Origin of the sequence: Pseudomonas sp. A6, from assembly GCF_052367875.1 — a bacterium.
Lineage (GTDB): Bacteria > Pseudomonadota > Gammaproteobacteria > Pseudomonadales > Pseudomonadaceae > Pseudomonas > Pseudomonas citronellolis.
Genome location: NZ_CP198970.1, coordinates 4,260,014 through 4,271,481 on the forward strand (window position 1 = coordinate 4,260,014; position 11,468 = coordinate 4,271,481).

At 69.8% G+C, this 11,468-nt stretch carries 11 protein-coding genes and 2 riboswitches; of the genes, 5 read left to right on the forward strand and 6 right to left on the reverse strand.

What is annotated here, in order from left to right; translation table 11 throughout:
• Positions 1 to 3: 3 nt before the first annotated feature.
• From ACTWJ5_RS18695 to ACTWJ5_RS18715, 5 genes are all read right to left on the reverse strand, one after another.
• Complete coding sequence (locus tag ACTWJ5_RS18695; RefSeq protein ID WP_444436291.1) at positions 4 to 990, reverse strand: 2-hydroxyacid dehydrogenase; 987 nt, start codon at positions 988 to 990, stop codon at positions 4 to 6.
• A gap of 12 nt (positions 991 to 1,002) precedes the next feature.
• Complete coding sequence (locus ACTWJ5_RS18700; protein WP_074978404.1) at positions 1,003 to 2,280, reverse strand: MFS transporter; 1,278 nt, start codon at positions 2,278 to 2,280, stop codon at positions 1,003 to 1,005.
• A 70-nt stretch (positions 2,281 to 2,350) separates the two neighbouring features.
• Complete coding sequence (locus ACTWJ5_RS18705) at positions 2,351 to 3,304, reverse strand: sugar kinase (protein ID WP_074978401.1); 954 nt, start codon at positions 3,302 to 3,304, stop codon at positions 2,351 to 2,353.
• Entirely contained in the window at positions 3,297 to 4,073 is a 777-nt protein-coding gene (locus tag ACTWJ5_RS18710) for a xylose isomerase (RefSeq protein WP_009622618.1), read from the reverse strand. The genes ACTWJ5_RS18705 and ACTWJ5_RS18710 overlap by 8 nt, the downstream gene beginning before the upstream one ends.
• Positions 4,074 to 4,155: 82 nt before the next feature.
• A complete protein-coding gene (locus tag ACTWJ5_RS18715; RefSeq protein ID WP_009622620.1) occupies positions 4,156 to 5,169 on the reverse strand; it encodes a LacI family DNA-binding transcriptional regulator in 1,014 nt (337 codons plus the stop codon).
• Between the two features lie 124 nt (positions 5,170 to 5,293).
• Positions 5,294 to 5,355: riboswitch (Fluoride riboswitch) on the forward strand.
• Positions 5,356 to 5,387: 32 nt separating this feature from the next.
• On the opposite strand from ACTWJ5_RS18715, the gene ACTWJ5_RS18720 reads away from it, so the two are divergent.
• Both ACTWJ5_RS18720 and ACTWJ5_RS18725 read left to right on the forward strand, forming a co-directional pair.
• Entirely contained in the window at positions 5,388 to 6,992 is a 1,605-nt protein-coding gene (locus ACTWJ5_RS18720) for a MutS-related protein (RefSeq protein WP_444436292.1), read from the forward strand.
• On the forward strand, positions 6,989 to 8,491 hold the full coding sequence (locus tag ACTWJ5_RS18725; RefSeq protein ID WP_444436293.1) for a MutS-related protein: 1,503 nt from the start codon (positions 6,989 to 6,991) through the stop codon (positions 8,489 to 8,491). The genes ACTWJ5_RS18720 and ACTWJ5_RS18725 overlap by 4 nt, the downstream gene beginning before the upstream one ends.
• Positions 8,492 to 8,502: 11 nt before the next feature.
• On the opposite strand, the gene ACTWJ5_RS18730 is transcribed toward ACTWJ5_RS18725, so the two are convergent.
• Positions 8,503 to 9,771 (reverse strand): MFS transporter, encoded by a 1,269-nt coding sequence (locus ACTWJ5_RS18730; RefSeq protein WP_444436294.1) that lies wholly within the window; start codon positions 9,769 to 9,771, stop codon positions 8,503 to 8,505.
• Between the two features lie 162 nt (positions 9,772 to 9,933).
• A riboswitch (Fluoride riboswitch) is annotated at positions 9,934 to 9,995 on the forward strand.
• A gap of 124 nt (positions 9,996 to 10,119) precedes the next feature.
• Here ACTWJ5_RS18730 and crcB point away from each other — a divergent pair.
• Genes crcB through ppa form a run of 3 tightly spaced genes read left to right on the forward strand, consistent with a single transcriptional unit; the run spans position 10,120 to position 11,436 of the window.
• The gene (gene crcB / locus ACTWJ5_RS18735; protein WP_009622628.1) at positions 10,120 to 10,503 is read left to right on the forward strand and encodes a fluoride efflux transporter CrcB; all 384 of its coding nucleotides are present in this window, start codon (positions 10,120 to 10,122) and stop codon (positions 10,501 to 10,503) included.
• Positions 10,504 to 10,516: 13 nt separating this feature from the next.
• Positions 10,517 to 10,861, forward strand: coding sequence for a DUF190 domain-containing protein (locus ACTWJ5_RS18740; protein WP_074978396.1), 345 nt, complete (start codon positions 10,517 to 10,519; stop codon positions 10,859 to 10,861).
• 20 nt (positions 10,862 to 10,881) lie between these two features.
• Complete coding sequence (gene ppa, locus ACTWJ5_RS18745; protein WP_253392845.1) at positions 10,882 to 11,436, forward strand: inorganic diphosphatase; 555 nt, start codon at positions 10,882 to 10,884, stop codon at positions 11,434 to 11,436.
• Positions 11,437 to 11,468 lie beyond the last annotated feature (32 nt).

The following is an 11,468-nucleotide window of genomic DNA, read 5'->3' on the forward strand; positions in this document are numbered from 1 at the left end:
GGTTCAACCGGATCGACGCGCCCAGGCGCCGGGGTTGACCAGGTTCGCCGGGCGCTCGCCGGCCAGTGCCGCCAGCAGGTTGTCCACCGCGCAGCGGGCCATGGCCTCGCGGGTTTCCTCGGTGGCCGAGCCGATGTGCGGCGTCGCCAGCAGGTTGTCCAGCTGCAGCAGCGGCGAATCCGCCGGCAGCGGCTCGCGCACGAAGACGTCCAGGCCGGCGCCGCGGATGCGCCGCTCGCGCAGGGCCCGCAGCAGCGCCTCTTCGTCCACTACGCGGCCGCGGGAGATGTTCACCAGGATGGCCGAAGGCTTCATCAGCGCCAGTTCGCGCTCGCCGATCAGCCCTTCCGTTTCGGCACTCAGCGGCACGCACAGGCAGACGAAGTCGGCCTCGCCAAGCAGCGCATCCAGCGGCAGATGGCGCGCGCCGTAGCGGGCCTCCACTTCCGGCCGCGGCCGCCGCGCGCTGTACAGCACCTGCATGCCGAAGCCGGCCTGGGCGCGGCGCGCCAGGGCCTCGCCGATGCGGCCCATGCCGACGATGCCGAGGCTCTTGCCGTGCACGTCGCAGCCGAACTGCGCCGGGCCGATGCCGGCCTGCCAGTGCCCGGCGCGGATCCAGCGGTCCAGCTCGGCCACCCGCCGGGCGCTGGCCAGCAGCAGGGCGAAGCCGGTGTCGGCGGTGGTCTCGGTGAGCACGTCGGGGGTGTTGGTGAGCAGCACGCCGCGGCGCTCCAGCTCGGCGATGTCGTAGTTGTCCACGCCCACCGAGACGCTGGAGACCACCTCCAGCTGCGGCGCCAGGTCCAGCAGCCCGGCGTCCAGGCGCAGGCTGGCGCCCAGCAGGCCCTGGGCGCCGGGCAGCGCCGCGCGCAGGCGGGCCAGGCCGTCGGCGGCCGGGTCCTCGATCAGGGTCACCTCGGCATGAGCCTGCAGGCGCTGCATCAGCGCGTCGGACAGGCGCTTGTAGAGGACGATGCGTTTCTTCATGGTCGAATCTTCCTAGTGGCCCAACGCCGGACGAAGGCGCTCGGCTTTCTGCGAGGGGTTGAGGATGGCGGTCAGGGCGACGGCCGCCAGCAGCGCGCCGCACATGAACAGGTAGGAGGCGCCGGGCCCGCCGGTGGCGCCGTTGAGGTAGCCCACCAGCCAGGAACCGGAGAACGAGCCCAGCGCGCCCATGCTGTTGATCAGCGCCATGGCGCCGCCGGCGACGTTGCTCGGCAGCACTTCCGGGACGATGGCGAAGAACGGCCCGTAGGGCGCGTACATGCAGGCGCCGGCGATCACCAGCAGCGCGTAGGAGGCCCAGAAGTGCTGGCTGCCCAGGGCGTAGGAGCCGTAGAAGGCCAGGGCCGCGACCAGCAGCGGCGGCCAGACGAAGCGCTTGCGCTTCTGCAGGCGGTCCGAGGCCCAGGACACCCCGAGCATCGCCAGCACCGCCACCAGGTACGGCAGCGCCGACAGCCAGCCGGCGCTGACGATGTCCAGGCCCGAGGCCTGCTTGAGGATCGACGGCAGCCAGAGCACGAAGCCGTACACGCCGATGCTCCAGCAGAAGTACTGCAGGCAGAGGATGATCACCTTGGGCGAGCGGAACGCCTCGCGGTAGTTCTTCACCGGCTTGATGCCCTGCTGCTCGGCGGCCAGGGCCCGCTGCAGCGCGGCCTTCTCGGCCTCGTCCAGCCACTTGGCCTGGGCCGGGCGGTCATCCACCAGGCGCCACCAGATGAAGGCCCAGAGCACCGCCGGCAGGCCCTCGATGATGAACATCCAGCGCCAGTCGAACTGGCTCACCAGGTAGCCGGAGAGCACCGACATCCAGAGGATGGTCACCGGGTTGCCGAGGATCAGGAAGGTGTTGGCCCGCGAGCGCTCGGCGCGGGTGAACCAGTGGCAGAGGTAGATCAGCATGGCCGGCATCACCGCCGCCTCCACCACGCCCAGCAGGAAGCGGATGCCCACCAGCAGGTAGACGTCGCGGACCATGCCGGTGAGCGTGGCCAGGCCGCCCCAGAGGATCAGGCTGGCGAAGATCAGCTTCTTCACGCTGCGCTTCTCGGCGTAGATGGCGCCGGGCACCTGGAAGAAGAAGTAGCCCAGGAAGAACAGCGCGCCCAGCAGCGAGGACAGCGCCGGGGTGATGTTCAGGTCCCCGGCCATGCCGGAGGCGGCGGCGAAGCCGTAGTTGGCGCGGTCCAGGTAGGCCAGGCTGTAGGTAATGAAGACGATGGGCATGATGTGCCACCAGCGGCGTGGGGCGAGTCGGTCGATCTGCATGGCATTTCTCCTGAGCTTGTTGTTCTTGTCGCAACAGGTGCCGGCCGGGCCGGCGATCTTAGGGTCCGGGTCAGGCGCGCAGGCGGGCGTCGTGGGCTTCGAGTTCGTGGCGCAGGGGCAGGCCTTCCATGTCGCCACGCGACTGCACCGCGCGGCTGCCGCACCAGTTGCCGCGGGCCACCGCGTGGCGCAGGTCGCAGCCTTCCAGCAGGGCGCTGATCACGCCCACGGCGAAGGCGTCGCCGGCGCCCACGGTGTCCACCACCCGCGCCACCGGCTGCGCCGGCACCACGCCTTCGCGGCCGTCGGCATCGCGGAAGTAGGCGCCCTCGGCGCCGAGCTTGATGGCCACGCACTCCACGCCCTGTTCAAGGTAGAAGCCGGCGATGGCCTCGGGCGACTGGCGGCCGGTCAGCAGGCGGCCCTCCTCCAGGCCCGGCAGCACCCAGTGGGCCTTGGACGCCAGGGCGTTGATCTCGCGCACCATGGTGGCGCGGTCCGGCCACAGCGAGGGGCGCAGGTTGGGGTCGAAGGAGACGCTGCGGCCGGCGGCGCGCATGGCGTCCAGCAGTTGATGGGACAGCTCGCGGCAGCTCGCCGAAAGCGCCGGCACTATGCCCGTGGCGTGCAGATGGCGGGCGCGCAGCAGGCCCGGACGCAGCAGCGTCGGCGACATGCGGCTGGCCGCCGAATTGCGGCGGAAGTATTCCACCCGCGGGTCGCTGCCGTCGTCGCAGCGGGCCTTGAGCTGGAAGCCGGTGGGGTGCTGCGCGTCCACTTCCACGCCGTCGCAGTCCAGGCCCTCGCGGCGCAGGCTGGCCAGCACGAAGCGGCCCAGGCAGTCGTCGCCCACCCGGCTCAGCCAGTTCACCCGCAGGCCCAGGCGCGCCAGGCCGATGGCCACGTTGCTGTCGGCGCCGGCGATGCGCTTGCCGAAGCCTTCCACCTCGGCCAGGTCGCCGCACTGCTCGGCGACGAACATGGCCATGGTCTCGCCGAAGCAGAGCACGTCGTGTTCAGCCATGGCGCACCTCCGCGGCGCGGCCCAGCTGCGCCAGTTGCGCGACCTGCTCGCGGGTCAGGCTGGCCAGATCGTCGCCGGCCAGCGGGTATTCGATGGCGCGCGGCACGCCGGGGGCGAAGCGCGCCAGCAGCGCCTCCCACTCGTCGAGGTCGGCGGGCTGCGGCGCTACGGCCACCAGGCGCCCGTCCTCGCGGCGGCGCACCGCCTTGCAATGCACGTAGCGCACCCAGGGCCCGAGCAGGCGCGCGGCCTGCTGCGGCGACTCGCCCTGCCAGTGCCAGTTGCCGATGTCGAAGGTCATGGCCAGCGGCAGGCCCAGCTCGGCGGCGCGGCGGAAGCAGCGCAGCAGCGGCTCGACGCGGCCGCCCTGGGCGGTCTGGTCGTTCTCCACCAGCAGCGCCGGCCCCTGCGCCAGCAAGGGGCGCAGGGCCTCCAGGTCGCATTCGTCGCGGTAGTGGCCGAGGGAAACCTTCAGCGCCACGGCGCCGGCCTCCCCTGCCAGGCGCAGGCGTTCGGCCACCGCCGGCTCCAGGCTGGCGTCGGCGCGCCACAGCTCCAGCGGCGCCGAGTACAGGCTTTCCAGGCCCTGGGCGGCGCTGGCCGCAGCCAGGGTGGCGGCATCGGGCAGCGCGTCGAAGAGTTCTTCGCGCCATTCGACGCGGCTCGCGCCGGCCTCGGCCAGCAGCGCCAGGTAGGCGGCCTGGCCCCGCTGGCGCACGGCATCGGCGCCGAAACTGGACAGGCTGATGGATACGGGGTTCGCGTGCATTGTTCTTGTCCTTCTCGTTCAGCCGGATGAAACCGGTTTCATTTCTAGCCGAAAACCAGAGCGGCGCCGGGCCGCCCCGGTTTCAGCCGCGTGCTGGGGTGGAGCCTCTGACGATGAGTTCGGCGCGCAGGTCCAGGCGCCGCGCCGGCAGCGTGGCGCCCTGCAGGCGTTCCAGCAGGCACTGGAAGGCCGCCTGGCCGATGCGTTCGGTGGGTTGGGCCAGGGCGGTGATGCCGCCGCCGACCAGGGGGTACCAGTCCAGTTCGTCGAGGGCCAGCAGGCCGACCTCGTCGAACAGGCGCACGCCCATCTCGTGCAGGGTGCGGGTGGCGCACAGGGTGGCCACGCCGTTGCAGGTGAACAGCGCCTGCGGGCCGTGCCCGGCGCCGGCGAGGAAGGCGGCCAGCTGCCCGCGCAGGTCGCCGCCGGTTTCCAGCACCTGGCCGCGCAGGCCGGGCCGGCGGGCGATGGAGGCCTGGAAGGCGGCCACCCGCTCCTGCCGCGAGCTGGTGCCGTCCAGCGGCTCGCTGACCGCCAGGATGTCGCGGTAGCCGCGGGCCTGCAGGTGGTCCAGGGCCTGCTCCACGGCATCGGCGTTGTCCAGCCCCACCAGGTCGGAGCGCAGCTCTTCCAGCTGGCGGTCCACCAGCACCATGGGCAGCTCGCGGGCCAGGCTGGCCAGCTCGCCGGCGTGGTGGCCGAGGGTGTTCACGATCAGGCCTTCGACGTTGTACGACTGCAGCGCCTCCAGGTGCAGGCGCTCCTGCTCGTCGTCGCGGTCGGTGTTGCACACCACCAGGCTGTAGCCGTGCTGGCGGCAGGCGGTCTCCACGCCGTGCATCACGGCGATGGAGTAAGGGTTGCGGATGTCCGCCAGGAGCATGCCCACCAGCCGCGTGCGGCCGCGCTTGAGGCCGCTGGCCATGCGGTTGGGGCGGTAGCCGAGCTGCTCGATCACCGCCTCGATGCGCTGGGCGGTGGCGTCGGCGAGCAGTTGCCGGTCGCCGCCGATGTAGCGCGAGACCGTGGCCTTGGAGACGCCGGCAGCACGGGCCACCTCGCTGATGGTGACCCGCCCGCGGGCAGGCGGCAGCATGTCGTTCACCCTTTCGATCCTTTTGTATGCGCTTCTGCTGGAAGGGTTATGAAACCGGTTTCAATAAATCAGGGATGAAGTCTGTCGTCAAGCACCGGCGGACGCAACGGGATTCTGCTAGGGTTGAAACCCAGGAGATGGCATTCCTCCTTTAACCGCCCCCGTGCTGATGATGCCTGCATGACCCCGGACGACATCCGCCCCCGGAGGAATGGATCATGTCATCAGCCATGCAGCCGCTTTCCGGCACCGCCGCGCTCGATCCGCGCGTCGCGGACACACAAGCCGGCGACTTCCACAGCATCCTCTTCCCCGGCGCCCGGCGCCCTCCCCTGGCCGGCGCGCCGCCGCCCTGCTTCAAGGACCTGAACCTCGACCAGGTGGTCGACGCCATCACCGCCGACCGCCACGAGTACGACCTGGAGCCGTTCTTCTACACCCACCTGGACGACCTCGACGCCATCGTCTACCGCCAGGAGGTGATGCACGACCTGCTCGACTCCGGCCTGCTCGCCGACATCCAGGCCTTCGCCGCCGGCATGCGCGCCGTGCGCCGCCACCTGGTGCCGGAAGAGAAGCTCTACTACCCGCGCCAGCAGCAGCGCAGCTTCGTCGAGGCGGTGCGCGTCTATTGCGCCACCCTCAGCCAGCTGGCCCAGGCCCTGGCCGCCCGCCCCTTCGAGTCGCGCGGCCTGCGCGGCTTGCTGGCGTACCTGGGGCGCTACCTGGCCTCGGAACGCTTCGCCGGCCTGGCCGGCGACACCCGCCACCTGCTCGACGGGCTCGGCGCCGTCACCTACTCGATGCTGATCAGCGGCAACCAGGTCCGCGTCCAGCGCTACGAGCCGACCGAGGACATCGGCACGGCCATCGACAGGACCTTCGCCAAGTTCCGCCAGGGCGACGTGCGCGACTACCACGCCAAGTTCAACGAATGGCCGGGCATGAACCACGTCGAGGCGGCGGTGCTGGACATGGTGGCGCAGCTCTACCCGGAGGTCTTCGCCGAGCAGGCGGAATTCTGCGACAGGCATGCCGGCTTCCTCGACGACACCGTGCAAACCTTCGACCGCGAGGTGCAGTTCTACCTGGCGTACCTGGCCTACATCCAGCCGCTGGTGGAGGCCGGCATGAGCTTCTGCTTCCCCGGCGTGCGCACCGACAGCAAGGCCGTGTTCGCCCGCAACGCCTTCGACCTTGCCCTGGCCAGCCGCCTGGTGCGCAACAGCAACAAGCTGGAGGTGGTGTGCAACGACTTCGAGCTTGCCGGACGGGAACGCATCCTGGTGGTCTCCGGCCCCAACCAGGGCGGCAAGACCACCTTCGCCCGCCTGTTCGGCCAGCTGCACTACCTGGCCTGCATCGGTTGCCGGGTGCCGGCCGGGTCCGCCGAGCTGTTCCTCTTCGACCGCCTGTTCACCCTGTTCGAAAAACAGGAGCGCCCCGGCGACCTGCGCGGCAAGCTGCAGGACGACCTGCTCCGCGCCCGCGGCATACTCGAAGGCGCCAGCGAGCGCAGCCTGGTGCTGATCAACGAAATCTTCTCCTCGACCACCGCCGCCGACGCCGCCTTCCTCGGTCAGAAGATCCTCGGGCGGATCATCGAACTGGACGCCCTCTGCGTGTGCGTCACCTTCATCCACGAGCTGACGCAGATGGGCGAGACCATCGTCAGCATGATGAGCTGCGTCGACCCGGACGACCCGTCCCGGCGCACCTTCAAGGTCCTGCGCAAGCCGCCGGACCGGCTGTCCTACGCCCTCTCCATCGCCCGCAAGCACCGCCTCACCTACGCCAGCGTGAAGGAGCGCATCCAGCCATGAAAGCCCATCTCATGCACCCGCAGGCCGACTTCGACCTGGACAGGCAACCGCCGCTGCACGCCGACGACCTGGTCCAGGACCTGGCCCTGGACAGCCTGTTCGACGCCATGGCCGGCGACGACAAGTTCCTCCGCCAGGTCGCCCGCTGCGCCCTGCTGACCGCCTTCGACAGCACCCAGGAGGTGGTCGGCCATCGCCAGGCGGTGCTGCGCGACTGCCTGGCCAACCAGGCGCTGGTGCGCGACCTGTACCAGCTCGCCCTGGATGTGCTGGGGCTGGAGAAAAACGTCTACCTGAGCTTCATGACCAAGTACCCCAGCAGCATCATGCACCGCTCGCTGAAGCTGCTGCACCTGCAGATCGACCTGCTCCGGCGCCTGCGGCGGATGGCCGACGAGCAGGCCGGGCGCTTCGCCTCGGACGGCTTCGGCAAGCTGTTCGGGCTGATCCGCGAGGAAATCAGCGACCAGTATTTCGCCGAACTCAATGCGCATTTCGAGCAGCTCAAGCTGCGCAAGGGCTTCCTCGTCAGCGCCCGCCTGGGCCCGCTGAACCGCGGCGTGGACTACTGCCTGCGGCGCTACCCCAAACCCCGGGGCAACTGGCTGCAGCGCCTGGTGCAGAAGAAACCGGAGAGCTACGTCTACGAGATCGCCGAGCGCGACGAAACCGGCGCCACGGCGCTGGCGGAGCTGCAGGACAGGGGCGCCAACGAAGTCGCCAACGCCCTCGCCCAGGCGGCCGAGCACATCACCAGCTTCTTCGAGATGCTGCGCACGGAGCTGGCGTTCTACATCGGCTGCCTGAACCTGCGCGAGCGCCTGAGCGAGCTGCGCTGCGAAATCGGCTTCCCCGAGGTCGCCCCCGCCGGGCAGTACCAGCAGGCCTTCGAAGGCCTCTACGACATCTGCCTGGCGCTGAACATGCGGCGCCAGGTGGTGGGCAACGACCTGGCCGGCGACGGCCGCCGGCTGTTCGTCATCACCGGCGCCAACCAGGGCGGCAAGTCCACCTTCCTGCGCAGCATCGGCCTGGCCCAGATGATGCTGCAGTGTGGCCTGTTCGTCCCGGCCCGGCGCCTGCGCGCCAACCTCTGCGACGGCCTGTACACCCACTACAAGCGCGAGGAAGACGCCAGCATGAGGCGCGGCAAGCTGGACGAGGAACTGGCGCGCATGAGCGACATCGTCGACCACCTCAGCCCGCGCTCCATCCTGCTGTGCAACGAATCCTTCGCCGCCACCAACGAGCGCGAGGGCTCGGAAATCGCCCGCCAGGTCGTGCGCGCCCTGGCCGAGGCCGGGGTGAAGACCTTCTTCGTCACCCACCTCCACGACTTCGCCGAAAGCCTCTACCGCGAGCCGCCCGAAGGCAGCCTGTTCCTGCGCGCCGAACGCCGGGACGACGGCGGGCGGACCTTCCGCATCGTCGAGGGCGAGCCGCTGGCCACCGCCTTCGGCACCGACCTGTATGCGCAGGTCTTCGGCGAGCCGGCCTGAGGCCGTAACGGCTAGCCGGCGCGGGCCGGCAGCCGGGCCAGCGCGGCGCTGCCCGCGGCCATCAGCACGGCGGCGCAGACGAATGCGAGCACCGGCGAGACGGCGCTCCAGAGCAGCCCGACGGTGGCGCTGGAAATGAACTTAGCGGTGCCGTTCACCGTGCCGAGCGCGCCATAGCTCAGGGCCAATGTCTGCGGCTCCACCATGTCGGCGGTCACGGTGGACTCCAGGGCCTCCTGCACCGAGACGTAGAGCCCGGCGACGGTGAACAGCAGCACCAGCAGCGGCAGGCTGTCCACCCGTAGCCAGAAGGCCAGGGCCGCCAGCAGCGCCGTGAGGACGCCAAGGGCATAGCCGGCCACCAGCACCGGCAGGGAGCCCAGGCGGTCGGCCAGCGCGCCGACGGGATAGGACGTCAGCACCTGCACCAGGTTGCGCCAGACGTACAGCAGGCCAGCCACCTGCGCCGCCTGGACCAGGCCCAGGCTGCCGGCCAGCAGCTGCGTGGCGGCGAGGATGAGCAGGCTGTGGCTGAAGTCGCCGACGCCGAACACCGCGACCGCCCCCAGGTAGCGCTTGAAGCGCAGGGGCAGGCCCTTCAGCGTCTGCAGCAGTTTCAATTGCGGGTTCGGCGAATGCTGCGGGTCGCGCACCAGGGTCAGGAACGCCAGCACGGCGAGCACTCCGGGAATCACGCTCAGCCACAGCACCAGGCGGAACGGCCCGCTGTCATCGTCCCAGTGCAGCTGCTGGGCCCAGCCGAGCAGCGCGACGCCCAGCAGGGGCCCGGCCACGGCGCCCAGGGTATCCATCGCGCGGTGGAAGCCGAAGGCCCGGCCGCGGGTCTCGGCGGTCACCGCCTGGACCACGATGGCATCGCGCAATGGCCCGCGCAGCCCCTTGCCGAACCAGGACACCAGCCGCCCGAGGAGGATCAGCGGCCAGCCCAGCGCCAGGGCCAGCAGCACCTGGCCGACCGGCGTAAGCCCGTAGCCGACCACCACCAGCAGCTTGCGATGCCCCAGCTTGTCGGCGATGTAGCCGGAGAACATCTTGGTGTAGGCGGCCAGGGCATCGGCGATGCCCTCGATGGTGCCCAGCGCGGCGGCGGGCACCCCGAGCACCGCCAGGAACCCCGGCAGGATCACGGTGGTGGTCTCGTAGCAGAAATCGCCCAGGGCGCTGGTCACCCCCGCCCCCACGACCGTGGCGTTGAGCCAGGCGGCGCGGCCTGTCTTGCCGGCCGTCTCCGGGGCCCGCTGCTGCGATGGCTCCATCATGTCTCCTCGTTGGCGGAGCGCGGGCCCTGCGCAGGCAAGCGGCTCCTGGGTCCAGCGGAATACCCGCCGGGCGTCACCCGTTGCAGCTTAGAAGAACCTGATCGGCCCATGCCTGCAAGGCGTGCCGGGGGGCTTTCCCCCGGCGCGGCAAAAGTGCTAGCTTTCGCCGCAGGAGATGGCATTCCTCCTTTAACCGCCCCCGTGCTGATGATGCCTACGTGAACCCTGGACAGGGTGCGTAGGTGTGCGTCCTGTCCTTTTGCAAAAGGACCGGACCGTGACCGCGACACCCCACCCACTCCCCTCCCCCGCATCGCCCGTACCCTCTTTCCATGGGGGCTCGCCGGCATGTTGAAATCCATCCTGGTGATCGTCCTCGGCGGCTCCATCGGCTGCCTGCTGCGCTGGTTCCTCGGCCTGCAGCTCAACGCCCTGTTCCCCACCATCCCGCCGGGCACCTGGGCCGCCAACATGATCGGCGGCTACGTCGTCGGCCTGGCCGTGGCCTTCTTCGCCGCCAACCCGAGCCTCAGCCCGGAATGGCGCCTGCTGCTGATCACCGGCTTCTGCGGCGGCCTGACCACCTTCTCGACCTTTTCCGCGGAAACCTTCTCGCTGCTGCAGACCGGCCGCGTGGCCTGGGCGCTGGGAGAAATCGCGGTGCACGTCGTAGGTTCGCTGCTGGCAACGGCCGCGGGCGTTCTAACCTACACATTGCTGGGCGCACGCTGACGGAGACGCAATCATGAAAGGCTACCTGGTGACATTCTTCACCCAACAGAGCCGCCGCCACGGCGGCAAGCTGATCACCGACTGGATGGTCGACCTGGCCCGGGGCATGAAGCTCAAGGGCGCCACCCTGGTCGTCGGCGCGGAAGGCTTCGGCCACGCCGGGCGGGTGCACTCCTACCACTTCTTCGAACTGGCCGACCAGCCGGTGGAAATCTGCCTGGCCGTCACCGAGGACGAGTGCGAGCGCCTGTTCGAACGCCTGGAGGCCGAGGACCTCGCCCTGTTCTACGTGAAGACCCCCGTGGAAATGGGCACCGTGGGCAAGCGCAAGGCCGACCGCGACACCCCTGCCACCTGACGTTTACGGAGACCCGCGACATGAGCTTCACCGACCTCCCCGCCGGCCTGGGCATCCCGGACGATCTCTACGCCGTGATCGAAATCCCGGCCAACCATGCGCCGATCAAGTACGAGCTGGACAAGGCCAGCGGCCAGCTGTTCGTCGACCGCTTCCTCAGCACGCCGATGTTCTACCCGGCCAACTACGGCTTCATTCCATCCACTCTGAGCGAGGACGGCGACCCGCTGGACATCCTGGTCGTCGCCCCCTGCCCGGTCGCGCCCGGTACGGTATTGCGCTGCCGCCCGCTCGGCGTGATGTACATGACCGACGAAGCCGGGCCGGACGCCAAGATCATCGCCGTGCCCCACGACAAGCTCAGCACCCTGTACGCCAACCTGCGCCAGTGCAGCGACCTGAGCGACCTGTTGCTCAAGCAGATCCAGCACTTCTTCGAGAACTACAAGACCCTCGAGCCCGGCAAATGGGTGCGCATGGAGCGCTGGGGCAGCCTGGACGACGCCCGCGAGGAAATCCGCAAGTCGGTGGCGGCCTACGAGTCGGCGCATCGAACAGGCACCCCGCCCGCCTGAACCCCACAAGACAAGAAAAAGCCCTGATCAGC